Here is a 22,744-nt window from a genome sequence, read left to right as displayed (position 1 = left end):
GGTTCGTGGCGAACGTTGGATGAGTCCATGAGCGAACTGACGCTGGACCCCAAGACGACCGCGGTGGTCCTGATCGAGTACCAGAACGACTTCACCAGCGAGGGCGGCGTGCTGCACGGCGCGGTGTCCGAGGTGATGGACAAGACCGGAATGCTCGACAGGACCATCGCGGTCGTCTCGGCGGCCCGCGCCGCCGGGGCGACGATCATGCACGCGCCCATCACGTTCGCTCAGGGCTATCACGAGATCTCCGCGCACCCGTACGGCATCCTCAAGGGCGTCGTGGACGGCAACGCGTTCGTCAAGGACAGCTGGGGCGCCGCGATCACCGACCAGCTCGCGCCGCAGCCCGGTGACATCGTGGTGGAGGGCAAGCGCGGCCTGGACACGTTCGCCAGCACCAACCTCGACTTCATCCTGCGCAGCAAGGGCATCACGACGATCGTGCTGGGCGGGTTCCTCACCAACTGCTGCGTCGAGTCCACCATGCGCACCGGCTACGAGAACGGCTACCGCGTCATCACGCTGACCGACTGCGTCGCGGCCACGTCGGTCGCCGAGCACGACAACGCGATCACGTTCGACTACCCGATGTTCTCGCTCCCGGTCAGCTCCGATCAGGTCATCGCCGCGCTGGCCTGACCGCCGTCACGCCGTGCCGGTCGCGGCCATGTGTGGTCAAGTGGTGCCGGGTACGGCCAGGAGAGGGGCTCTGGGATGACGGACGCAGCACCGCGAGAATGGGTGCCGGTCGAGCACCGGTTCCTCGGACTGGACCGGCGGACGTTCGCACCCGCCCTGAGCGTCCTGGTGATCGCGCTGCTGCTCCTCTACGGACTGCCCGCCCTCAACGCGGCCATCCCGTGGCACAACGAGATCCGCGCCGGCGACGTGCTCGACCTCGGTGACGGCGCGACCGCCGTGCCGCCGGTGGGCTGGCAACTGGAGGGCGGCACGCTGGCCGGCACCGGCTCGGTGTCCCCGTCGAGCGTTCAGGTGCAGCTGGCGTCGGGTGGCGCGACGATCACGTTGCGGGGCACGTCGTTCACCGGGACCGCGGACGCGTTCCTCGACCAGGTCCAGCGCTCGGAGGGCAGCCCACCAGGCGTGGACGGGTCGCGCGGCACGGTGACGACGGCGAGTGGGCTGGTCGGCGTCGCACAGGGCAGCACCTCGCCGAACGGGGACGCGCTCGACGTCGCGTTCAAGATGGCCGGCGCGTCGGGTGAGGCCGAGGCGGCGCCTGCGCTGCTGGTCAGGGTCCGCACGGCACCGGGCCAGTTCGAGCGACTGCAGGACACGGTGGCCACGTTCCTGCGCGGCATCGCCCCTGGAGCGTCCCGATGACCACGACATCCGAAGTGAAGACCGCACAGCTCGCCGCGATCGAGCAGTCGGGCTGGGGGCAGCCGTTCCGGCTCGTCCAGCCGCGCAACCTGGCGTTCTGGGTCTACCTGCTGGGCGTCGGCGGTGGCGCGCTGGCGGTGCTGCGCTACTTCGGCCCAGGCGCCCACTTCTACAGCCCGGCGCTGACCGGCGGCGTGCTGCTGTTCGGCCTGTACCTGGTGCCGTGGCTGCTGCTCCTGCGTCACCAGAACCGCTACACCGCGCAACCCGCCGCCCTCCTCGCGACGGCGTTCGTCTGGGGTGGGCTCGCGGCGCCGTTCTGGATCGCGCTGCCGGCGAACAACGCGCTGCTGGAGATCTGGACGAAGGTCGGCGGCACGGCCTTCGCCGCCAACTGGTCGGCCGGCCTCACCGCGCCGATCAACGAGGAGTTCGGCAAGGCACTGGGCCTGGTCCTGCTGATCGGTCTCGCCCCGAGGCTGGTGCGCGGCGCCTACGACGGATTCATCATCGGCGCGTTCATCGGCCTGGGCTTCCAGGTCTTCGAGGACGTGCTCTACGTCTACAACGGTGCGGCGCAGACCTTCGGCGCCGACCAGATCACCTCCTCGTTCCAGATGTTCCTGATCCGCGGCGCGGCGGGCATCGTGTCGCACGCGTTGTTCAGCGCGATCTTCTGCGCCGGTCTCATGTGGGTCCTCGGCCGCACCCCGGGCGAGCGCAACGTGCCGCGTGGCGTCCTGACCATGCTCACCGCCATGGTGTTCCACTTCGCGTGGGACGACATGGGCGGCCTGAGCGGCGGAAACGCGCTTCTTGCGGTCGTGCTCCCGTTCGTGATCGCGATCGTCGAGCTCGTCACCCTGTTCTACGTCGCGCGGCACGCGTCCAGGCAGGAGCGGATCTGGGTCCGCCAGCTGCTCCAGCCGGAGTCGGATGCCGGCGTCATCGATCCCGCGCTGCTCGCGGCGGTCAGCGGGCTCGGCAAGGACCGCAAGGCGTTCCGGAAGCTGGTGCACAGCCGGAGCAGGGCACGGCACCTGCTGGACGCGGCGGCCGACCTCGCCCGCGAACTCGCTCGCGCACAGGGGAGCGAGACGAGCGAGGTCGCCCATGCCCGCGCCGAGCTGCTGCGTCTGCGCGGCGGTCGGTAGAACCCTTCGAAGGGCCCTCTCACCATCGCGAGCGAGGGCTTACCGTGGACGCCGTGACGACCACGGCGGAGGTTGTGAGCCAGACGGATGACCGGATCCGGCGCCTGGAGTCCCGGCTGGTCCGCGAGTTCCACGACGTGCCGCCGAGCATCGTGCACGAGTGGATCGAACGGGCGCGGGCGCGGTTCGGCGGCGCCCGGCTCCAGGACTACGTGCCGTTGTTCGTGGCCCGTGAGGTGCGAGCCTCCGCACGGGCGTTCCCGGCGCAGGAGACGCCAGGGACGTTCCTGTCGAGCTGGGCGCGGAACACCGCACGCCGCCTGCTTGCCGCCGAGCTGCCACGCCGTTGGGCGCACACGGCCGGTGTGGCGCGTCGTGCCGAGCACGTCGCACGGGTGCTGCCCGAAGAGGAACGCGAGCTGCTCGTGGCGGCGGCGTGGGTGCACGACATCGGGTACGCGGCCGAGCTGACCGACACGGGCCTGCACTCGCTCGACGGGGCACGCTACCTGCGCCGGGCGGGCGTCTCGGAACGGATCTGCGGCCTGGTGGCGCACCACTCCGGCGCGGCGGCGGTAGCCGGCCTGGTCGGGCTCGCCGACGGCCTCGGCGAGTTCCCGGACAACCGCGGCCGGCTGCGCGACGCGCTCTGGTACTGCGACATGAGCACCGGTCCGGACGGCCACCCGACGACGGTGCACGGCAGGCTGGCCGAGATCCGGCAGCGCCGAGGCCCTGACGACCCGGTGGTCCGCGCGCTCGCGATCAACGGCGACGAACGTCTCGCGGCGGTCCGGCGCACGCACCGGCTGCTCCGCCAGGCGTGACGCACGCGTCATGGGCATTTACTTGAAGATTGAACTATCTTGGAGGGCATGAAGAAGATCGGTTTTCTGTCGTTCGGGCACTGGACGGACAGCCCGCACTCGCAGACGAGGTCGGCGGCGGACACGTTGCTCCAGTCGATCGACCTCGCGGTGGCCGCCGAGGAGCTCGGCGCGGACGGCGCCTACTTCCGGGTGCACCACTTCGCGCGGCAGCTCGCGTCGCCGTTCCCGCTGCTCGCCGCGATCGGCGCGAAGACCGACCGCATCGAGATCGGCACCGGCGTGATCGACATGCGCTACGAGAACCCGATGTACATGGTCGAGGACGCCGGCGCCGCCGACCTCATCGCCGGCGGAAGGCTCCAGCTCGGCATCTCCCGGGGATCGCCCGAGCAGGTCGTGGACGGGTGGCGGCACTTCGGTTACCAGCCCGCCGAGGGCCAGACCGACGCCGACATGGCCCGCATGCACACCGAGCTGTTCCTGAAGGTGCTGGAAGGCGGCGGCTTCGCGGAACCCGCGCCCCGCCCGATGTTCCCGAACCCGCCCGGCCTGCTGCGCGTCGAACCGCACGCGCCGGGCCTGCGCGACCGCATCTGGTGGGGCGCCGGTTCCAACGGCACCGCTGTGTGGGCGGCCAAGCAGGGCATGAACCTGATGAGCTCCACCCTGAAGTACGACGAGGGCGGCGCGCCGTTCCACGTGCAGCAGGCCGACCAGATCAGGGCGTTCCGCAAGGCCTGGACCGAGGCGGGCTGGGAGCACGAGCCGCGGGTCTCGGTGTCGCGCAGCATCTTCGCGCTCACCACGGACCTCGACCGCGCGTACTTCGGCGCCGACGGCAGGAGCACCGACTCCATCGGCTTCATCGACGGGCCGAACAAGGCGATCTTCGGCCGTTCCTACGCGGCCGAGCCTGACGTGCTGGTCGAGCAGCTGGCGGGGGACGAGGCGATCGCGGAGGCCGACACGCTGCTGCTGACCGTGCCCAACCAGCTCGGCGTCGAGTTCAACGTGCACGTGCTGGAGAACATCCTCACGCACGTGGCACCGGCACTCGGCTGGCGTTGATCGAAGCAAGTCACCGTCGGCGGTCGCGCACGTAGACCGCCGACTGCTTGCCCTCGCGCGGCCCGCGCCGGTCGACCTCGAACAGCGTGGTCGCCGTGATCAGGTCGCTGAGCTTCGAGTAGCCGTACGTGCGGGAGTCGAACTCGGGGCGCTGCTTGGTGATGATGCTGCCGACGGCGGAGAGCGTCGCCCACCCGTCGTCGTCCGACGCCGCCTCGACCGCGTTGCGCAGCAGCTTGACCAGGGTCGTGTCGCCCTTGAGCTGCGCGGCGGAGGTCGTCGACTTCGGCAGCAGCGGGGTCTCGGCCGGCGTCGCGGCCTCGGGGTAGGCGAGGTTCTCCACGTAGATGAACTTGTCGCAGGCCGCGACGAACGGCTTGGGCGTCTTGCGTTCGCCGAAGCCGTAGACGGTGAGGCCGGACTCGCGCAGGCGGGCGGCGAGGCGGGTGAAGTCCGAGTCGCTGGAGACGATGCAGAAGCCGTCGAAGCGGTCGGAGTAGAGCAGGTCCATCGCATCGATGACCATCGCGGCGTCGGTCGCGTTCTTGCCGGTGGTGTACGCGAACTGCTGGATGGGCTGGATCGACTGGGCCAGCAGGTGGTCCTTCCAGCCCTTCAGGCTGGTGCCGGTCCAGTCGCCGTACGCGCGCTTGACGTGTGCGGTGCCGTACTTGGCGATCTCGGCCAGCAGCGCCTCGGTGATCGAGGGCTGGGCGTTGTCCGCGTCGATGAGCACCGCGAGTTTCACAGCGCTCTCATTGGCAGTGGCCACGCTCGAATCCGCCTTCGTTCTCAGGTGTTCAGCAGCCGGCTCAGCCACGTCAGCGAGGCCGTGACCTGGTGCGGGGACAGGCCGCGCCGTCGTTGTTCCTGGTAGAGCTCGGGGGCCAGCGGCGCGAGCAGCACCTCGACCAGGCCGTTCGGGTCCGGTACGGCGGCCTCGGCCAGCAGCGCCAGCACGTGCAGCCGCCAGAAACCATAGGCGCCGGTGCGGAACCGGGCGTCGCCGGTCTCCGCTCCGAGCGCCAGGTGCAGGTGTCGTTCGAGCAGGCCCGTCATGGCCGCGTAGAACGCCGCGAGCCGCTCGGCCGGTGGTGCGCCGGGGCCCAGCGGTGGGGGACCGCCCATCAGCTGTTCCTGGAGAACGCGTTCGTGCTCGTCCAGCAGGGCCGCGGCGACGGAGGCCGGGTCCGGGTAGCGGCGGTAGAGGGTGGCGCGGCCGACGCCGGCGGCGCGGGCGATCTCGTCCATCGTGACCTGGCGGGCGTCCTTGGTCGCGAACAGCTCCTCGGCCGCAGCCAGCACTCGCGCCCGGTTGCGCGCCGCGTCGGCGCGTTCCCTGGCCGGAGGCTGCCCGATGACCATGAACGGATCGTACGCGATCAACGACTATGTGGACAGCGCGTCCACTTCGTGCCTACCCTGGATTAGCGGACACCGTGTCCACTTATTGGGGGTTGTCGTCGTGTACTTCGCGTTACTGGGGTCAGCGCTGCTCGTCGGGTGTCTGCTCGCCGTGCAGGCGTCGGCGAACCTGCAGCTGACCAAGGCGGTCGGCACGCCGTACGGGGCGTCGACGCTGCAACTGGGCCTCGCCGCGGTGGTGCTCGCGGTCCTCGCCGCGGCCACCGGCACGATCGGGGCGGTCGCGCTGGTGCCGGACGTCGAGCCGTGGCGCCTGCTGGGCGGCCTGGCCAGCCCGCTCTACATCACCAGCGGCATCCTGCTGTTCCCGCGGCTGGGCGCGCTCGCCGCCGTCGGGCTCTTCGTCACCGGTCAGATGTTCGCGTCAGTGGTGCTGGACCTGTTCGGACTGCTCGGCCTGCAGCAGAAGCCGCTCTCCGCGGGCATCGTGATCGGCGCCGTGGCGGTGCTGGCGGGCATCACGGTGATCGCCCAGCCGATGAGGACCAGGAGGCCGGGCTGGATCGTGCTGGGCATCGCGGCGGGTGCCGTGCTTCCGATGCAGGGGGCGATCAACGCCCGGCTGCGCGCCGACCTGCACGCGCCGATCGCCGTCGCCCTGGTCAGCTTCACCGTGGCGACGGTCGCCATCGCGGTGGTGCTGCTGTTCAACCGCACGCCACCGCCGACCCTGGTGCCCCTCAAGGACATGCCGTGGTGGGGCTGGCTCGGCGGCGGGTGTGCGGCGGCCTACGTCACCGCGACGTTCCTGCTCATTCCGGAGATCGGCGCCGCGACCACCGTGGTGCTCACCGTCACCGGGCAGCAGCTCGCCTCGGCGTTGATCGACCACTGTGGACTCTTCCGGATGCCGCGCAGGCCGTTCACGCCTGTTCGCCTCACCGGACTCGCACTGCTGGTCGCCGGTTCCCTGCTCGTGCAGTTCGGCTGAGGTCAGCCTGGTTCAGCGCCGGCACGGCCTCGGTGCGGGACTCCGGCGCCGCGCGACCGGCCGAGACCCGTGGACACACCTCGCCGCCCGGTTGTGACACCGTCTCGACACGATCGTCCAAAGCAACACGAACGCCCTGTGCCCGCATTACGGTGGTGATGGGAAATGCCGTGAGAGAGGCGGAACCGGGCGTGACGTCCTGGGTCGAAGTGATCAACTATGTTCGGCTGCGGTACGAGGTGCTGGAGGAGTCCGACGCCTGGCTGCGTTTCCGGCTCGCCACGGACGGCGAGCGGACGCAACAGGTCTCCGTCCACCACCTGCCGGATCTCGACGGCACGGCGTGGGTGGAGATCTCCTCACCGGTCGGCCGCGCCGCCGACCTGGACCTGAGCCGGTTCCTCGAACTCGCGGGCGAGCCGCAGGTCGGCGGAGCGGCCGTGGTGGACGGACTCGCGTTGCTCAAGCACGTGGTGCCGCTGGAGGACCTGAGCGTCCGCGAGGAGTTCGAACGCCCGCTCGCGCTGCTGGTCGGCCGTGCGGACGCGATGGAGCACCAGCTGACGAGCGGCGACCAGTTCTAGCGTGATGGCGGAGGCCGCGGCCTGGGCCGAGCAGCGGGTGGCGATGGTCCGCGACGACCCCGCCGGTCGGCTGGCGTTGATGGAACGCTGCTACTACGGCCCGTTCGGCCAGGCGCCCCAGCACCTGCCGTTCCGGCGGGCGGCCAGGTCGTTCATGCGCTGGCAGCTGGGGCGCGGCGTGCTGCAACCGGCGTTCCACGCACGGCCGGGTAGTCCGTGGTGGCGCGCGGTGAACGAACGCATCCTGCGCGACGGCTGTGAGGCGGTCGGACTGAGCGGTGGGCTCAGCGGCCCGCCGTCGTCGCAGACGGCCGCCCAGTGGCTGGCCTTCGCGCTCAACCCCACCGCTCAGGCCTGGTACCGCGCGCACAACGGGAGCGTGGTCGCCGCGTACCTGGAGCACCGCTCGCTCGCGGAGGCCGAGAGCGAGCCCGAGCGGTTCTTCATGAACGTGATCCTGTGCAGGGTGCTCTACACGCACGCGCTGGTGGCCGCGCCCCGGATGTCTTTGGGCTGGTTGCGCGCGCTCGCGCCGTTGCTCGGCGACCCCAGGCTGGGCATGACCGGGATCTTTCTGCAGCTCTCGCGGGTGCTCCCGGACGAGTACCCGCTGCGCGACGACGTCCGGTACTACCTCGCCCAGGAACACGGATTCGCCCGTCTCGTCGACTTCGGCATGATCGTGCCGAGGATGCAGCGGCTCTACGAGTGGTCGGCGCGCGAGCTCGCGGTGCCGGGGCTGCTCGACTGCGTTCGCGACGGCGCCCTGACCTACGCGTGGCCGTTCGAGGACCGGCACGTCTGGGATCCGCCGAGATCACTCGTGCTGCCCGTGATTCACCGGGTCCTCCCACCCCGGTAGTAGCCGGATCGCAATTCTCGTCCGGAGCTTGACTGGCGGGTCAGCGTTGCCCATCGTGTGCGGCGTGACTGGACTGGAGCAGCGTTCCACCGGCGTCGTGATCGTCGGTGCCGGCTACGCGGGACTGGCCGCCGCGTCCCGCCTCACGGCCGCCGGACTCGCCGTCGTCGTGCTGGAGGCCGCGGATCGGGTCGGCGGCCGGGTGTTCAGCGAGGTGTTGCCGTCCGGGGTGCGCGTGGACCACGGCGGACAGTGGATCGGCCCGTCGCAGAAGCGTTTTCACGAGCTCGCGGCGAAGTTCGGCTGCGCGACGTTCCCGACGTGGGAGACCGGCCAGCACGTCGAGGTGTGGCACGACGACACCCGCACCGACTACTCCGGCGCCGTGCCGAGGTCCGGTCCCGGCGTCGACGAGTACCAGCGGGTCGTCAAGTCGCTCGACGACCTCGCGCTGACCGTCGACCTGGAACGGCCGTGGCTCACGCCGCGTTTCGCCGAGTTCGACGCGTTGTCCGCCGAGGAGTTCTTCGCCTCGCAGACCAGCGACGAGGACGCGGTGCGCAGGCTGGCGCTCACCGTGCAGGGCGTGTGGTGCTGCGAGCCGAGGGAGATCTCGTTCTTCCACGTGCTGTTCTACGTGGCCTCGGCGGGCGGGTACGGGCAGTTGACGGAGACCGCCGGATGCGCGCAGGAGTCCCGTTTCTCCGATGGCGCCGACGCGCTCGCGCTGGCGTTGGCCGCGTCGATGCCTGGTGTCGTGCGGCTGGACGAGCCGGTGCGGGCGATCCGGCACACCTCCGACGGGGTCGAGGCGGTCACCGACAAGGGAGTGGTCCGCGCACGGCGGGCGATCGTCACCGTGCCGCCGGCGGCGTTGGGGCGGATCTCCTTCGAGCCCGCACTCCCGCAGGCGCGTCGCGGCTGGACCGGTCACACGCCGATGGGACGGGTTGCGAAGATCCACGCCGTGTACGAGGAACCGTTCTGGCGCAAGAAGGATCGCTCCGGCATCGCCACCCTCTACAGCCGCAGCCCGGTGGGCGTCGTGTTCGACAACTCGCCTGAGGACGCGTCACGGGGCGTGCTCGTCGCGTTCGTCTACGGCGACCGCGTCGACCGCTGGGCGGCCGCGCCTGACTCGGTCCGGCGTACCGACGTTCTCGCGGCGCTGGCCGAGGTCGCCGGACCGCGGGCGCGCATGCCGATCGACTACGCCGAGATGGCCTGGTCCGAGGACGGCTGGACCATCGGCGGCTACGCGTGCTTCGTGTATCCCGGTGGCTGGACCGAGTTCGGCGAGCACGGATGGCGTGCCGCGACCGGCGGCGTGCACTGGGCCGGCACCGAGACCGCGTCGGTCTGGAACGGCTACGTCGACGGCGCCATCACCTCCGGCGAGCGGGCCGCCGACGAGGTGATGACCGCGTTGAAGGTCGCCAGATGACCGGCCTGTCCTCGCGCGTGCGGACGGCGCTGCGGGCGGTCACGCTGTCCCAGCGCGAACTGGCCGTGCGCATCGGCATGGACCCGACGGCGTTGTCCAAGGCCCTGCGCGGCACGAGGCGGCTGCGCGACGAGGAGATCACGGCCATCGCCGAGGCCTGCTCCGTGACCGTCGCCTACCTGACGCGGGGCACCGGCCCGGAACCCGTTGTCGCCGATCGTGTCCGCGAGCGCGCGGAAGTCGTGACGGCACAGGAGCGCCGCGACCAGATCCTCGCCGCCGCCACCGTGCTGATCGCCCGCCGCGGCTACCACAACGTGCGCGTGTCCGACATCGCGCGCCACTGCGGCACCAGCACCGCGACCGTGCACTACCACTTCCCGACCAAGGAAGCGGCCCTGCACGCCGCGATGGAGCACTACGCCCGGAGCTTCCGCGCCCGAGTGGAACGGGAGTTCGGCCAGGCCACCTCGGCGCGCGACAAGCTCCGCCGCCTGATCGACGTCCAGCTACCGCTCGCCACCGACGACGTGGACGAGTGGTCGGTGTGGGTCCAGTTCTGGAGCCAGGCGATGTTCGAACCACGCCTGCGGCCGGTCCAGCGCCTGGTCTACTCGGACTGGCGCCGCATCGTCGTGGACCTGCTGGGGGAGTGCCGCGCGGAAGGCCTGTGCGCCGGCGCCGACGTCGAGGCCCTCGCCGATCGCTTCATCGCGATGGCCGACGGGCTCGCCGTCCAGATCCTCGCGTCGTCGACCGAGATGCGGTCGGACCGCATGCGGGAGTTGCTGCTGCGGGCGTTCGAACCGGATCTCGTGCTCACCGCCTGAGCCCGTGGAGACTTGTGCCTTCCGCTGCCCGGCGGAGTGGTCCTGACGACGCCGGATCAACGGCTTCTCCCTGGCCTCGCCGCCGTCGTGGTTCCGCCGCCGTGCACACACTCAGTGAAAGTCGTCAGACCGCTGGGCAGCGCAGGCCGTCGCGCGGCACCGTGCGGTCGAGCAGGTAGGAGTCCGTGACCGCGCGGGTGCACGGGGTGCGGGTGTAGACGCCGTGCCCGGTGCCCTCGTAGGTCACGAGCGCCGCCTTGCCGCGGGCCTGCCGGTGCACGCTGACCGCGCTCTCGTAGCCGGTCGCGGGGTCGTGCAGCGAGTTCAGCATCAGGACCTGCGGTGCGGCGGCCGGGCGCCAGGGGCGTGCGGGGTTGAGGGTCGGTCCCTGCCAGCCGGCGCACCACGTGAGTGCCTGGTCCCAGATCGGCGAGGCCTGGACGTTCGGCGCGGCGGCGCGGACGTGGGAGTCCATCGCGGCCACGTCGGCGGCGCTGGCCGGGTGGCCGGTGAAGTCCTGGCACAGCACGGCCTGGGTGCGGCGGGTCGCGGTGCCGAAGCCCGCTTCCGGCTGGGCGGCCAGGTCGGTGAAGTAGTTGCCCATGCGGGCGAAGTCCGGGCTGTAGCCGAAGCGGACGGTGCGGTTGGCCAGTTCGGTCGGTGTCAGGGGCTGGTCCGGGGCGCCGGGGGTGTGCAGTCCGCCGCGGGCGGCTCGGGCGCGCAGATCGGCGTAGAGCGCGGGGATGTCCTTGCCGTGCAACGCACAGGACGGCGTGGCGCCGCACCAGCGGACGAACTCGGTGAAGATGTCCTCGCCCGCGCGGGCGCCGGCGGTCAGGAGGCCGTCGAGTGGCAGGCTCGCGTCCACGACGCTGTCGATCACCATTGCGCGTACGTGCTTGCCGTAGCGCTCGGCGTACTTCTGGCCGTACAGCGTGCCGTAGGACATGCCGTAGTAGGTGATCTGCTTTTCTCCCAACGACTTGCGCAGGTCGTCCATGTCGCGCACGGCGCTCTGCGCGTCGACTCGGTCGAACACCGGACCGGTGCGCGTGCGGCAGTCTTCGGTGAGCCGGTGGTTGTAGGCGGTGAGCTGCGCGAAGCGTTCGGGGGTGTCCGGACGGCCGCTGGGGTAGGGGAGACCCACGGCGGAGGTGTCGCAGTAGATCGGGTTGCTGTCGCCTACGCCGCGCGGGTCGTAGCCGACCACGTCGAACCGGGCGAGCACCTCCTCGCTGAAGACCTTCGGCGCGTCCTTGGCGTACCGGGCGGCGGATCCGCCGGGGCCGCCGGGGTTGACCATCAGCACCCCGATGCGGCGGGCCGGGTCGGTCGCCTTGCGGCGCGCGACGGCCAGTGCGATCTGCGGGCCGTCGGGGTGGTCGCGGTCGACGGGCACGGTGAGCGTGGCGCAGTCGGCCTCGGGAACGTCCGTGCACGGCTGGAACGGCAGCGCGGGAGTCGCGGACGCCGGGGTGATCGGGAGCAGCGCCAGGGTGAGGGCCATCGCGAGAATCTTCATGTCCCGCAAGACGATCCGGGCCCTGCCTCAGGTTCTCGGTGTGTCATGGGTCACTATTGCTTCAGTGGTGACCGAATCAAGGCGTAGGCGGTCGTACCGATCACACCGAACGCCACTGCCGACCACACCGCCTCGACGGATCCGGTCGGCGCGAGCAGCCAGCTGTCGGCGAAGAACGTGACGGTGAACCACGCGAACGGCAGCGTCCACGCCAGATAGCCGCCGAACAACGCGGCACCCAGCGCGGCAAGTCCCACCAGGCCGACACATCCGCGCAGCACGAACGACAGCGGTGCGATGGAACTGACCAGTGCGGTCGCGACGGCGACGATGGCGACGACGTGCGCCATGCGGTACGCGGGCCACGGCCACGCGGACGTGGCGTCGAGGTCGGCGTCCTGTCCGGTGAGCCCTACGGCGAAGGCGGAGACGGCGGTGGTGATCGCCAGCGCCGACCACCGGGCGTCCGCCACCGGAGCGACCAGGTGCACGAGCAGGCAGCAGAGTGCCGCTGCCACAACGGATGCCGGGATCTGGCGGGATCGCGCGTACAACAGCAGTGCTCTCACAGCGTGCCGCCCGTGAGCACCGCGAGCTGGTCGCCCTGGCAGGACAGTCCGACCTCGCGGGCGGCGTTCACCCGTGCCAACTGCTCATCGGCGGGCAGAGAGCGCAAGGCCGCCAACGCACGACCGGCGGGCTCGGCCGCGCCGGTGCGGACGAAACGGTAGTTGGGCAGGGGTTTCAGGTCGCCGGTGAACCAGGCGGCGACGGTCGTGCGCGCGGCGGCCTCGCGGATGATCTTCTCGTTCTCGTCGGACTGGTTGAAGCAGGTGGGCGTGCCGCCGCCTGCCACGAGCTCGGCGAGCCAGTCGCCGGGGGTGGCGAGCTCGAACGCGTCGCCGTTGAAGTGCACCGGCACGACGTCGGCGGTGCGCGGAATCCCACCCCGGTTCTGTGCGGGGTAAGGGACTTCACGGACGGAAGTTGGCGCGTCCGGCAGCTTCGCCAGCAGCCGCAGTGCCTCCTCGGCGACCGGCGCGAACGCGTCCAATGTGGACTCGCGCATCCGGCTCAGGCACACGTCTCCCCGGCACACTGCGGCGGAGGCGGCCTCGTTGAGCACGAACGTCCTGGCGGGCAGGAGAGGAAGCGCGACGGCGGCGGAGACGACCACCGGCACCAACGCGAGCACTCGCAGGCGCGTGGTCGTGGCGGCGTACAGGCCGAAACCGGTGAGCGCGAGACCGGCGAGCCAGATCGCCTGGCCGGTGTTCGCGGCCGTGGCGACCGTGTCGTAGACGTTGCGCATCGCGCCGAGCGCGGGGGAGAGCAGTGTTATCTGGTTCGGCAGCACGACTTCCGGCTCGGTGACCGGGTCCTGGGAGACGGTCAGGAACGTGACGGCGATCAGCGTGGTCACGGCGAGCAGCGGCGGCGTGAGCACCGAGGGGAAGACGCGCGCGACACCCATGCCGAACCAGCCGCCCGCGACGACGGCGAGTGCGCCGACCGCGGTGATCGGGAGCCAGGCGAGGTGGAAGTAGCCGCCGTGCGCCACGACCTGGACGGCGCCGAGTGCGAAGACCAGCAGGTAGGCGGCCACGAGCCAGAACGCGAGCGCGCCTGCGGTGGCGGCGCCGCGCTGCCAGGCGGGACGTGCGGTGGTGGCGAGGAGGTCGTCGGTGCCCGCGCGGTGGTCGCGCAGACCCGCGATCGCGCCCGCTCCGACGACCATCGGCCACAGGAACACCAGCAGGAAGCGCACCCATTGGGCGGCCGAGTGCCACTGCGCGTCCCACGCCTCCGGGCCTTTCCACCAGGGGGCGCTGAGCGAGTAGAGCAACGCCACCGCGGCGCCCAGCAGGAACAGACCCGCCCACGGCGCGAGTGAGCGGCGCAGTTCGACGCGCAGTGCCCTCACCACGATCCCTGCCGCTTCGGGGTGGCGAGGAGCGCCGTGTAGCCGCGTTCGATGGAGCTGTCGCCCGCGTGGCCGTCGGTTCCGGCAGCGGCGAGTTGTGCCGGGGTGCCCTGGAAGACGAGTTTGCCGTCGGCGAGCAGCACGACGTCGGTGCACGCGGTGGCGACGTCCTCGACGAGGTGGGTGGACACGATCACGCAGGCGTCGGTGCCGAGTTCGACGAGCAGTTCGCGGAACCGCATGCGCTGCGCGGGGTCGAGTCCGGCGGTCGGTTCGTCCAGCAGCAGGACCTCGGGGTCGTTGACGATGGCCTGGGCGATGCCCGCACGCCGCACCATGCCGCCGGACAACGTCTTCAGGCGGTCGTCGGCGCGGTCGGCGAGACCCACGCGTTCGACGGCGCGTTGCACGGCGGCGGGGATGTCACGGGAGGGCATCTCCTTGAGCCACGCCATGTACTCGACGAACTCGCGCACGGTGAACCGCCGGTAGTAGCCGAACTCCTGGGGCAGGTACCCGATGCGGCGGCGCAGTTCGCGCAGGTCGAGGCCGCCGAGCAGGGTGAGCGTGCCGGACGTGGGGCGCAGCACGGTGGCGAGGGTGCGGATCAGCGTCGTCTTGCCGGCGCCGTTGGGGCCGAGCAGTCCGTGGACGCCGCGGCCCATCGTGAGGGTGACGCCGTCGACGGCCATGCGCCTGCGCCCGACCCTGACCGCGAGGTCGTGGGCGGAGATCTCCCAGGCATACGTGGTGGGGGTGGTCATGTCGTTCCTCATCGGTTGGCCCGCAGGCGGGTGAAGGCGGTCCGGCGCAGGGCGATCACGAGCAGTCCGAGTGCGAGCGCCGCGGCCCACACCGGGATGGCCGCCGGGGCGAACGCGACGGACGTGCGGCTCAGCGCCACGGTCGGGGCGACGATCGCGACGGCCCACACCGCGATGAGCGTGATCGCCGCACGGGTCACGCCGACCAGTCCGCCCAGCGCGAGGGTTCCCGCGGTGAACGCCAGGCACGGCAGCAGCCACTGCGCGAGCGAGGCACCGGTCGACCACCCCGCCGCCAGCAGGCTCGGTACGACCACGGCGAGCACCGCGGCGGTGCGGCGCAACACCAGCGGCAGCCCGGCGCGGGGCGTCGCGGCGGCGAGTTCGTACGCAGGGTCCAGCGCCCTGCCCCAGGACGCGGCGACGCCCAGCACCGGCAGCACCGGGGCGACGAGCAGCACCAACGAGACGTCGCCGGGCGTGAGAGAGGTGATCCGGTCGAGCAGCACGGCGACGAAGGTGACGAGGAGGATCATCGCGAGCCACGGTCCGGCCGAGGGCGACACCCACGCGGCGAGGCGGCGGCGCCACGGCCGTGCGGGTGTCATCTGCGGCGTGTGGTCGAGCAACGGCGCGAGCTCCAGCCACACCGCGTCGGCCACCGGTTCGGGTGCCAGCCTGCCGCGGCACGCCGCACAGGTCTCCAGGTGCGACTCGACGGCCCACAGCTCGTCGGCCGGGATGTTCTCGTCGCCCCGCGCGTAACGGAGCAGCAGCTGCTCGCCTGGGTGGTGCGCGGTCATGACAGGGCCTCCCGCATCGCGATCCTCGCCCGCCTGGCGCGGGTCTTGACGGTGCCTTCCGGCACCCCGAGCAGCACCGACGTCTCCCGGACGGACAGCCCGTCGAGCACCATCGCCTGGAGCACCTGCCGCAGTTCCGGGGCGAGCCTGCGCAACGCGTCGCCCACCTCGTCGCCGACCACGCCTTCGAGCACCTCGTCCTCGGCGGCACGGGCGGCGGGCTCGGCCGCGGCGGCGCTCGGCGGCTGGGCGTGGTGCGCGCGCCGGCGGAACGCGTCGATCAGCCTGCGTGCGGCGATGGTCCACAGCCAGCCGACCGCGGTGCCGTCGGTCGCGCTGCCCGCGAAGGCGCCGGCGGCCCGCCACACCGCGAGGTAGGTCTCCTGGAGCACCTCCGCGACGATCTGCTCGTCGGAGCACCGCCTGCGCAGCCGCACCGTCAGCCAGGGCGCGCTGCGGCGGTAGAGCTCCTCGAACGCAGCGCGGTCACCTCGTGCGACACGGCGCACGAGCTGCTCCTCGTCGAGGTCGGCGGGCTTTCCCCGAATTGCTCTCACACTCCGCAAGACGTCGGTTTAGCGCGCGAGGTTCTCACATCGCTGTGGCGTGCGTCACAAATCCGCTCCCGGAGAACCGGGCCCGACGGTGTCGCCGTCTGGCCGCTCGAATCCCCGAAGAGAGTGGAGCCTGTGTGATGACAGTGTCCCAAGTGGAGGTTCGCGGGGCGGTTTCGTCCCACGAACTGGTGAAGGTGTACGGCAACGGCCCAGCGGCGGTGCGCGCGCTGGACGGCGTGAGCACGGAGTTCCGCGCCGGAGAGCTCACCGCGATCATGGGCCCGTCCGGGTCGGGGAAGTCGACGCTGCTGCACTGCCTGGCGGGCCTGGACACCGCCGGCTCCGGGACCGTCCACATCGGCCGGACCGAGCTGACGTCGCTGGGCGACAAGGCGCTCACCCGGCTGCGGCGCGACCGGATCGGCTTCGTGTTCCAGTCGTTCAACCTGCTGCCGACGCTCACCGCCGAGGACAACATCCTGCTCGCGTTGCGGCTGGCCGGTCGCACCGCCGACCGCGAGTGGTTCGCGCGCGTCGTCGACCTGCTCGGCCTGCGGGACCGGTTGCGGCACAAGCCGAGTGAGCTGTCCGGCGGCCAGCAGCAACGCGTGGCGTGTGCACGGGCGTTGGTCGGCAAGCCGGATGTGGTGTTCGCCGACGAACCGACTGGCAACCTCGACTCGCGCACGGGTGCGGACGTGCTGGCGTTCCTGCGCGCCTCGGTGAGCGACCTGGGGCAGACCGTGGTGATGGTGACCCACGACCCGATCGCCGCGTCGTACGCCGACCGCGTGGTGCTGCTCGCCGACGGCAGGGTGGCGGGCGAGATCCACTGGCCGACGCAGGAGTCCGTGCTGGCCGCTCTCTCGACGCTGGGGGCGTGATGCTGCGAACCACGCTGGCTGGAATCCGGGCGCGGTTCCTGCGCCTGGTGCTGTCGTCGATCGCCATCGTGGTCGGCGTGGCGTTCGTGTCCGGCACGATGGTGCTGGCCGACGCCCTGCAGGCCACCATGCGCGACGAGTTCGCGCGGTCCGCGCGTGGCGTCGACGCGGTGGTCGAGCCGGAACGCAAGGCGGTCCTGGACGTCGGCACCATCGCGCGTGTCGACGGGGTCGCGGCCGCGGCGCTGCGGCAGACTGTCGCGGTGCCGATCGTGGGCGCGCAGGGCCGGGCCGACGAGGCCGACCTGGTGGAACTGGCGGCAGACCCGTCGTTGCGCGCGCAGGAGGTCGTGCAGGGCGCGTTCCCCGCCGCCGGGCAGATCGCGGTGAGCGAGCAGACCGCGCGGGACCGGAACCTGCGGGTGGGCGCGGAAGTCGTGCTGCTCGGCCGGGACTCGGCGCCGGAGCGGTTCACGGTGAGCGGCGTCTACGACACGGGCACGGCGGAACGCCCTGGCACGGCAGAGTTGCTGCTGCCCGGCATCGCACGGTTCGTCGACCCGGCCGAGCCCCCGTACGGCGCGCATGTGGTCGTGCGTTCGTCCGGAGTGGACCAGTCCGTGCTGGTCGAACGCCTGCAATCGGTGCTGGGACAGGACTTCTACGTGACCACCGGTGCGGCGTACGCGGAAATGTTGCTCGCCGCGCAGGGCGGAGACGACATCGCGCTGGCGATGAGCCTGTTCGCGGTGGTCGCGCTGGTGGTGGCGGCGATGGTCGTGATGAACACGTTCACGATCCTGATCGCCCAGCGCACCCGTGAGCTGGGTCTGCTGCGCAGCATCGGCGCGGGACGCGGGCAGGTCTTCCGCTCGGTGCTGCTCGAGGCGACGGTCATCGGGATGGTCGCGTCCGTGCTGGGCCTGGCTGCGGGCGTGGGCCTGGCGGCCGCCCTCCAGTCGATGCTGGGTTCGTCGCCCGTGCGGCTGCCGGTGAGCGGCCTGGCGGTGGCCGCCGCGTTCGCCGTCGGTCTCGGCGTCACCCTGGTGGCGGCGTTCCTGCCGGCGCGCCGCGCGACGAGGGTCGCGCCGATGGAGGTGCTGCGGACGCAGGTGGACAGCCGCGAGGAGGTGTCGCGCACCGGACGGGCACGCGCCGTCGTGACCGGGGTTCTCGGCTCGATCGCCGCGCTGCTCACCGTGCTGGCGCTGACCCAGTCGTCAGGTCCGAAGCTCGCCATGGCGCTCGCGATCGGCGCGGGCCTGTTCCTGCTCGGTGCCGTGGTGACGGCGGGTCCGCTGCTGGTCGGCCCCCTGATCCGCGGGCTGGGCGCGGTGCCCCGTGCGCTGTTCGGCGTGCCTGCCGAACTGGCCGCGGGCAACGCCGGGCGCAACCCCCGCCGCACCGCCGCCACCATGTCGGCGCTGCTGGTCGGCGTCGCGGTGGTGTCCATGCTGACGGTGATGGCGACTTCGGTGAAGGAGACGAGGGACAGCACGTTCGCCCAGCAGTTCCCCGCCGACTACGAGGTGAGCAGCGCGGTGCACGACCGGCCGCTGCCCGCGTCGCTGCTCGACCGCATCACCGCGCGTCCCGGCGTCGAGGCGGCAGGTGCGGAACGGACCGAGCACCTGGTCGTCGCGGTCGGGGACAGGAAGCGCACCATCGGGCTGGCCGCGGTGACGCCGTCCTCGCTGGGCATCCTGATCCGCCCGGAGGTGGTGCGCGGAGACCTGTCCGCGGTGCGCGCCGACGGCATCGCGCTGACCGACGAGGTCGCGCGCTCGCTCGGCGCCGACGTGGGCACGGTGGTCACCTCGACCGTCGGTACGGTCTCGCACGACCTGCGCGTCGTGGCGCTCACGAAGTCCGGACCCGGCCTGGACGCCTACGCCGACCTCGCGACGTGGCCGGGACAGGGCGTGCAGACGATCTCGGTGAAGATGGCGGCCGGATCGGACGGCAGGACGGTGCTGAACGAGGCCGTCGAGTCCGTGCCCACGGCGAAGATCACCAGTTTCGCCGACACCCGAGCCGAGTTCACCGCCCAGATCGACCGCCTGCTCGCGTTCGTGTGGGCGATGATCGGCCTGGCGATGCTGACCGCGTTGCTCGGCATCGCCAGCACCATGACCCTGTCCGTGTTCGAACGCACCAGGGAATCATCTCTGTTGCGCGCCTTGGGTTTCACGCGTGCACAGCTGCGCGGGATGCTCGTCGTCGAGTCGATCCTCATCGCGCTGTCGGGCGCCGTGCTGGGCGCGGTGGCCGGAGCGGCGTCGGCGGCGCTGCTCGTCGTGGCGGTGTCGCGTGACGAGGACCTTCCGATGACGGTGTCCGTGCCTTATGGACAGTTGGCGGCGCTGTTCGTGGCGGTCTCGGTCGCCGGGGTGCTCGCGGCGCTGCTGCCGGCTCGGCGGGCGGCTTCGGTCTCGATCGTCGCGGGCATGTCCGACCGGTGACGCGGGCTTGCCGGAATTGTCGGTGCCGCGTCGTATGCTCCTGGTCGTCCGCAAGGATCGCCTGGGGGAGTTCATCGTGAGCAAGAAGCTGAGATCGTTGTGCCTTGTCGCGGCCGTGATCGCCGCAACGGTGCCGGTCACCGGTACGGCGTTGGCCGCAGACCCGGCGTGCGGGCCGGTCGCGCACGTCTTCACCGTGCAGGCCGACGGCGACCTGTGGCTGTACGAGCACTCGGCGCCCGCGTCCGGAGGTTTCGCCTGGGCGGGCGCGCGGCAGGTCGGCTGGGGCTGGGGCGGCAAGACGTTCGCGGGTCAGGACGGGCGCGTCTACAACATCACCACGGGCGGTGATCTGCGCAGACTGCGGTACAACGGCACCGGCTGGGACACGTTCCCCGGTGGCGGCCAGTTTCAGACGATCGGCTGGGGCTGGCAGAAGTTCGTCGAGGCCGCGAACCGCGGCAAGATCACCGTGGACGCCGACGGCTCGTTCTACACGCTCGAAGGCGACCAACTGCGGTGGTGGCGCTACGACGAGCAGGCCGGCGCGTGGGCTCCCGGCAGCGGTCGCGTGCTCGACGTCGGCTGGGGCCGGTTCGACCTGATCGCCGCCAGTGGCAACGGCGGCCTGCAGGCGCGGGACGCCTCGGGCGCGCTGCACCGGTTCCGGTACCACGCCGAGACCGAGCGGTTCGTGGTCTTCGACGTCGTGCCCGCGGCCGGTTGGCAGGGGCGCGGCACGTTGTTCTCGCCGGGCGGCGACCTCTACTACTCCGTGCGGCCCGATACAGGTGAGCTGCGGTGGAACCAGTTCACCGAGGGCACCGGCTGGCGCACCGGGGCCGGTGCGGTGATCGGCACGGGCTGGGGCACCGACGTCGACGTCACCGCCACGACGACCGACTGCTCGGGCAGCCTCCCCGGCCCGGCGCCGGCCGAGGGCCTCGGCGGTGAAGAGGGCCCGCCGCACGTCGCCGACCTGGCGTCGGGCGGCCGGTACGTGTTGGGCCCCGTCTACCAGCGCGGTCTCGTCAGCGACTGGTACGACCCCGTCGCGCGGAACTGGCGGACCACGATGGAGACGAGTGGCTACGGCGCCATGACGGCCCCGATCGTCGACGCCGACGCGGTGACGTTCGGGGCGCTGCGCCCGACCGGCGTGGAACTGGTCACGCTGCGCGGAGGCGACTCGCAGGCCACCACCAAGGTCTCGTTGCGCGGCGCCATGAGCAGCACGCCGACCGTCGTCCGGCGCGCGAACGGCACGGTGGTCGTGTACTCGCTCGCCTCGGCCGGCAACGGCGTCGGCCACCTCTACACCCGCGAACAGCTGCCCGGCGGCGACTTCCTCGCCTGGCGCAGGTTCGGCGACCCGGCTGCCGACTACCGGAACATCAACGCGATCACCCGCGGCGACCAGACGACCGTGCTGGCGATCGACGGGGCCGACGTCGCGCACGTCTTCCGGCACGCGCCGGGCACCGCTCCCGTGCCGGCGGGCCACCTCGCCGGCCGCAGGGTCATCGGGCCGATGACGACTGTTCTGGACAGCAACGGCACGATCCTCGTGTTCTCCGTTCTGCGTACCGACGACGGCATCTACATCGTCCACGTGCGACGGGAGAAGGCCGACCGCACCGGTTTCGAGGACACCTGGCAGTCGCTCGGCGAGTTCGGCAGGCGCGGTGTCATGACGGAGCCGGTGTCCGCGTTGCTGCTGCCCAACGGCACGGTGGCGGTCTCGGTGCCCGCGGACGGCAAGCCGTACGTCACGACGTCGAAGGGCCCTGGCAGCAGCGAGTTCGCCTTCCCGTGGACGCCGGTCGAGGTCCCGGGGGACAAGTGGTTCAACGCGCCGACCGCGCTGGCCCTGAGCAGGAACGGCCACGTGCTGCTCTCGGCCGCGTCGGGCAGCAACAGGCACCTGTTCACCGCACCCGTGCCGGCGGATCCGGCGACACCGCCCCGGTTCACCGGCGGATCGATCTACGGGTACTGAGTTGCGGGCTCTGCGGTCCGGTGTCGAACATCTTCACCATGCAGGCGGACGGCGACCTGTGGCTCCACCAGCACTCCGGCCCGAGCAGCGGGGCGGTCACGGCTCGGTGGCCGTGACGGTGCCCGGCGGCCGGTGGTGACGAGCTCGACGGCCGTGGGCGCCGGCGGGTTCCGCACATGGCAGCGGGTCACGGGGGACGAGATCCTTCACCAACCCGGCGAGCCTCGGGCTGACGGGGTCGGGTGACGTCGTGCTCGCCGTGCGGAGCAAGAGAACCTCCACTACCTGTGGAGGGCTTCGGCGGGCGGCGCCGCTGGAGTTCAGCGGTCGCAAGCTCGGCTGAACCTGAGACGCACGCGTCGCCCCGGCGCCGAGGTGCCGGGGCGACGCGCGTTCGACGAGGTTCTTCGGTCACTCGGTTCCCTCGAAGGTCACCGCCGGGTCGGTGCGGGCGGGCTGCCCCCAGACGAAGTCACGGGCGGCCGCGTCGCCCGCCAGGTAGTGGCGGAACCACGAGGTGAGCACTCGCTTCGCGGCGACGAGCTGAGCCGCCCTGGTGACGGAACCGTTGTCGCAGAACAGTCCGGAGGAGTCCATGAAGCCGCAGTGGAACCCGCCGGTGATGGTGCGCAGCTGCTTCGACGGTGCCTTCGCCGCGAACATCGGCTGCTGGTGCTCGCCGACCGGGGTGATGGTGTCCTGCGAGCCGGCCAGGAACTGCGCGGGTGCCTTCAGGGTGGCCGCCGCTGCCCTGGCGGACGGGTTCGTCTCCGCCGCGGCGTAGGTCGAGATCGCTGTGATCTTCGGGTTGCGGGCGGCCGCGAGGACGGCGGCGCCTCCGCCCATGGAATGTCCTGACGCACCTAACGCCGTTGTCGTGATGTGGTCCCGGAAGCGGGAACCCGCGGTGCCGTCCTGCGCGACGAGCCAGGTGAGCCCGGTGTTGAGGTCGTCGGCGAAGGCGCTGTGACTGGGGCTCAGGCCGCCCTGGGTGGTGGGCACCACGACGACGAAGCCCCACGACGCCAGGTGCGCGTTCGTGCTCGTGTACTTCGACGTGGCCTGGAAGAAGCCGTGCCCGAAGGCGATCGCGGGGAACCTGCCGGTGGCGACCGGCTGGTTCACGCCCGCGGCCGTCGCCGGGTAGTGCACCCGTGCCGCGACGGACCTGCCGCCGGCGACGGCCGTGACATCGCTGTACGCCACCGGGTACGAGCCGGGCAGGCCGTAGTCGGGTGGTGCGGCGGACGCCGGAGTGGCCAGGGTCGAGGCCACCAGGGCGAGCGTGATCGCGAGAACTCGCATGAGCTGCTCCTCGTGATATCGGTCCGCGCGGCACTTGTGGTGCCGCGTC

At 71.4% G+C, this 22,744-nt stretch carries 22 protein-coding genes; 13 read left to right on the top strand and 9 right to left on the bottom strand.

Annotated elements, in window-relative coordinates; translation table 11 throughout:
* The first annotated feature begins 27 nt into the window (after nt 1-27).
* The 5 genes from BM417_RS07330 to BM417_RS07310 all read left to right on the top strand — a co-directional run bounded on the left by BM417_RS07330 (nt 28) and on the right by BM417_RS07310 (nt 4,399).
* The gene (locus BM417_RS07330; protein ID WP_093589062.1) at nt 28-642 is read left to right on the top strand and encodes a cysteine hydrolase; all 615 of its coding nucleotides are present in this window, start codon (nt 28-30) and stop codon (nt 640-642) included.
* Nucleotides 643-717: 75 nt separating this feature from the next.
* Complete coding sequence (locus BM417_RS07325) at nt 718-1,347, top strand: hypothetical protein (RefSeq protein WP_093589060.1); 630 nt, start codon at nt 718-720, stop codon at nt 1,345-1,347.
* Nucleotides 1,344-2,501 (top strand): PrsW family intramembrane metalloprotease, encoded by a 1,158-nt coding sequence (locus BM417_RS07320; RefSeq protein ID WP_093589058.1) that lies wholly within the window; start codon nt 1,344-1,346, stop codon nt 2,499-2,501. The genes BM417_RS07325 and BM417_RS07320 overlap by 4 nt, the downstream gene beginning before the upstream one ends.
* A 53-nt stretch (nt 2,502-2,554) precedes the next feature.
* A complete protein-coding gene (locus tag BM417_RS07315) occupies nt 2,555-3,328 on the top strand; it encodes an HD domain-containing protein (protein ID WP_177320328.1) in 774 nt (257 codons plus the stop codon).
* A gap of 48 nt (nt 3,329-3,376) precedes the next feature.
* A complete protein-coding gene (locus tag BM417_RS07310; RefSeq protein WP_093589056.1) occupies nt 3,377-4,399 on the top strand; it encodes an LLM class flavin-dependent oxidoreductase in 1,023 nt (340 codons plus the stop codon).
* Nucleotides 4,400-4,409: 10 nt separating this feature from the next.
* Here BM417_RS07310 and BM417_RS07305 read toward each other — a convergent pair whose 3' ends face one another.
* Both BM417_RS07305 and BM417_RS07300 read right to left on the bottom strand, forming a co-directional pair.
* Nucleotides 4,410-5,147 carry an NYN domain-containing protein gene (locus BM417_RS07305; protein WP_245821754.1) on the bottom strand — a complete coding sequence of 246 codons (738 nt, stop codon included), beginning with the start codon at nt 5,145-5,147 and terminating at the stop codon, nt 4,410-4,412.
* A 44-nt stretch (nt 5,148-5,191) separates the two neighbouring features.
* Complete coding sequence (locus BM417_RS07300; RefSeq protein WP_093590844.1) at nt 5,192-5,764, bottom strand: TetR/AcrR family transcriptional regulator; 573 nt, start codon at nt 5,762-5,764, stop codon at nt 5,192-5,194.
* Nucleotides 5,765-5,864: 100 nt separating this feature from the next.
* Between BM417_RS07300 and BM417_RS07295 the strand changes: the two genes are divergently transcribed.
* The 5 genes from BM417_RS07295 to BM417_RS07275 all read left to right on the top strand — a co-directional run bounded on the left by BM417_RS07295 (nt 5,865) and on the right by BM417_RS07275 (nt 10,475).
* Nucleotides 5,865-6,755 carry a DMT family transporter gene (locus BM417_RS07295; RefSeq protein WP_093589052.1) on the top strand — a complete coding sequence of 297 codons (891 nt, stop codon included), beginning with the start codon at nt 5,865-5,867 and terminating at the stop codon, nt 6,753-6,755.
* A gap of 191 nt (nt 6,756-6,946) precedes the next feature.
* The gene (locus BM417_RS07290; RefSeq protein ID WP_093590841.1) at nt 6,947-7,339 is read left to right on the top strand and encodes a hypothetical protein; all 393 of its coding nucleotides are present in this window, start codon (nt 6,947-6,949) and stop codon (nt 7,337-7,339) included.
* A 4-nt stretch (nt 7,340-7,343) separates the two neighbouring features.
* Nucleotides 7,344-8,201 carry a hypothetical protein gene (locus BM417_RS07285; RefSeq protein ID WP_093590838.1) on the top strand — a complete coding sequence of 286 codons (858 nt, stop codon included), beginning with the start codon at nt 7,344-7,346 and terminating at the stop codon, nt 8,199-8,201.
* A gap of 64 nt (nt 8,202-8,265) precedes the next feature.
* Nucleotides 8,266-9,645 carry a flavin monoamine oxidase family protein gene (locus BM417_RS07280; protein ID WP_281251297.1) on the top strand — a complete coding sequence of 460 codons (1,380 nt, stop codon included), beginning with the start codon at nt 8,266-8,268 and terminating at the stop codon, nt 9,643-9,645.
* On the top strand, nt 9,642-10,475 hold the full coding sequence (locus BM417_RS07275) for a TetR/AcrR family transcriptional regulator (protein ID WP_093589048.1): 834 nt from the start codon (nt 9,642-9,644) through the stop codon (nt 10,473-10,475). The genes BM417_RS07280 and BM417_RS07275 overlap by 4 nt, the downstream gene beginning before the upstream one ends.
* 124 nt (nt 10,476-10,599) lie before the next feature.
* Here BM417_RS07275 and BM417_RS07270 read toward each other — a convergent pair whose 3' ends face one another.
* Genes BM417_RS07270 through BM417_RS07245 form a run of 6 tightly spaced genes read right to left on the bottom strand, consistent with a single transcriptional unit; the run spans nt 10,600 to nt 16,036 of the window.
* Nucleotides 10,600-11,997 (bottom strand): alpha/beta hydrolase, encoded by a 1,398-nt coding sequence (locus BM417_RS07270; protein ID WP_093589046.1) that lies wholly within the window; start codon nt 11,995-11,997, stop codon nt 10,600-10,602.
* 53 nt (nt 11,998-12,050) lie between these two features.
* Nucleotides 12,051-12,566, bottom strand: a complete 516-nt coding sequence (locus BM417_RS07265) for a hypothetical protein (RefSeq protein ID WP_093589044.1) — start codon at nt 12,564-12,566, stop codon at nt 12,051-12,053.
* Nucleotides 12,563-13,921, bottom strand: a complete 1,359-nt coding sequence (locus BM417_RS07260; RefSeq protein WP_143138549.1) for a hypothetical protein — start codon at nt 13,919-13,921, stop codon at nt 12,563-12,565. Before BM417_RS07260 ends, BM417_RS07265 begins: the two co-directional genes overlap by 4 nt.
* Nucleotides 13,918-14,685 (bottom strand): ABC transporter ATP-binding protein, encoded by a 768-nt coding sequence (locus BM417_RS07255; RefSeq protein ID WP_245821753.1) that lies wholly within the window; start codon nt 14,683-14,685, stop codon nt 13,918-13,920. The genes BM417_RS07260 and BM417_RS07255 overlap by 4 nt, the downstream gene beginning before the upstream one ends.
* A gap of 8 nt (nt 14,686-14,693) precedes the next feature.
* Entirely contained in the window at nt 14,694-15,488 is a 795-nt protein-coding gene (locus BM417_RS07250) for a cupin domain-containing protein (RefSeq protein ID WP_093589038.1), read from the bottom strand.
* Nucleotides 15,485-16,036, bottom strand: a complete 552-nt coding sequence (locus BM417_RS07245; RefSeq protein ID WP_093590835.1) for an RNA polymerase sigma factor — start codon at nt 16,034-16,036, stop codon at nt 15,485-15,487. The genes BM417_RS07250 and BM417_RS07245 overlap by 4 nt, the downstream gene beginning before the upstream one ends.
* Nucleotides 16,037-16,182: 146 nt before the next feature.
* On the opposite strand from BM417_RS07245, the gene BM417_RS07240 reads away from it, so the two are divergent.
* The 3 genes from BM417_RS07240 (at nt 16,183) to BM417_RS07230 (ending at nt 21,390) form a co-directional block, all read left to right on the top strand.
* Nucleotides 16,183-16,929, top strand: a complete 747-nt coding sequence (locus BM417_RS07240) for an ABC transporter ATP-binding protein (RefSeq protein WP_093589036.1) — start codon at nt 16,183-16,185, stop codon at nt 16,927-16,929.
* The gene (locus BM417_RS07235) at nt 16,929-19,391 is read left to right on the top strand and encodes an ABC transporter permease (RefSeq protein WP_245821828.1); all 2,463 of its coding nucleotides are present in this window, start codon (nt 16,929-16,931) and stop codon (nt 19,389-19,391) included. The genes BM417_RS07240 and BM417_RS07235 overlap by 1 nt, the downstream gene beginning before the upstream one ends.
* A gap of 76 nt (nt 19,392-19,467) precedes the next feature.
* Nucleotides 19,468-21,390 (top strand): tachylectin-related carbohydrate-binding protein, encoded by a 1,923-nt coding sequence (locus BM417_RS07230; RefSeq protein ID WP_177320327.1) that lies wholly within the window; start codon nt 19,468-19,470, stop codon nt 21,388-21,390.
* A 411-nt stretch (nt 21,391-21,801) separates the two neighbouring features.
* Here the strand turns inward: BM417_RS07230 and BM417_RS07225 are convergent, their stop codons facing one another.
* Nucleotides 21,802-22,695: an alpha/beta hydrolase family protein gene (locus BM417_RS07225; protein WP_093589030.1), complete on the bottom strand. Its 894-nt coding sequence runs from the start codon at nt 22,693-22,695 to the stop codon at nt 21,802-21,804.
* Nucleotides 22,696-22,744 lie beyond the last annotated feature (49 nt).

Source organism: Lentzea waywayandensis (assembly GCF_900115955.1).
In the GTDB taxonomy this organism is placed as follows: domain Bacteria; phylum Actinomycetota; class Actinomycetes; order Mycobacteriales; family Pseudonocardiaceae; genus Lentzea; species Lentzea waywayandensis.
Note: the sequence above shows the minus strand (reverse complement) of the source record. Positions and strands in the feature narration are given on the sequence as shown.

Bases quoted from the DNA above. Each gene is read 5' to 3' on its own strand.
- BM417_RS07330 (WP_093589062.1), top strand. From the start codon at position 28: ATGAGCGAACTGACGCTGGACCCCAAGACGACCGCGGTGGTCCTGATC.
- BM417_RS07325 (WP_093589060.1), top strand. From the start codon at position 718: ATGACGGACGCAGCACCGCGAGAATGGGTGCCGGTCGAGCACCGGTTC.
- BM417_RS07320 (WP_093589058.1), top strand. From the start codon at position 1,344: ATGACCACGACATCCGAAGTGAAGACCGCACAGCTCGCCGCGATCGAG.
- BM417_RS07310 (WP_093589056.1), top strand. From the start codon at position 3,377: ATGAAGAAGATCGGTTTTCTGTCGTTCGGGCACTGGACGGACAGCCCG.
- BM417_RS07300 (WP_093590844.1), bottom strand. From the start codon at position 5,764: ATGGTCATCGGGCAGCCTCCGGCCAGGGAACGCGCCGACGCGGCGCGC.
- BM417_RS07285 (WP_093590838.1), top strand. From the start codon at position 7,344: ATGGCGGAGGCCGCGGCCTGGGCCGAGCAGCGGGTGGCGATGGTCCGC.
- BM417_RS07275 (WP_093589048.1), top strand. From the start codon at position 9,642: ATGACCGGCCTGTCCTCGCGCGTGCGGACGGCGCTGCGGGCGGTCACG.
- BM417_RS07270 (WP_093589046.1), bottom strand. From the start codon at position 11,997: ATGAAGATTCTCGCGATGGCCCTCACCCTGGCGCTGCTCCCGATCACC.
- BM417_RS07255 (WP_245821753.1), bottom strand. From the start codon at position 14,685: ATGACCACCCCCACCACGTATGCCTGGGAGATCTCCGCCCACGACCTC.
- BM417_RS07250 (WP_093589038.1), bottom strand. From the start codon at position 15,488: ATGACCGCGCACCACCCAGGCGAGCAGCTGCTGCTCCGTTACGCGCGG.
- BM417_RS07240 (WP_093589036.1), top strand. From the start codon at position 16,183: ATGACAGTGTCCCAAGTGGAGGTTCGCGGGGCGGTTTCGTCCCACGAA.
- BM417_RS07235 (WP_245821828.1), top strand. From the start codon at position 16,929: ATGCTGCGAACCACGCTGGCTGGAATCCGGGCGCGGTTCCTGCGCCTG.
- BM417_RS07225 (WP_093589030.1), bottom strand. From the start codon at position 22,695: ATGCGAGTTCTCGCGATCACGCTCGCCCTGGTGGCCTCGACCCTGGCC.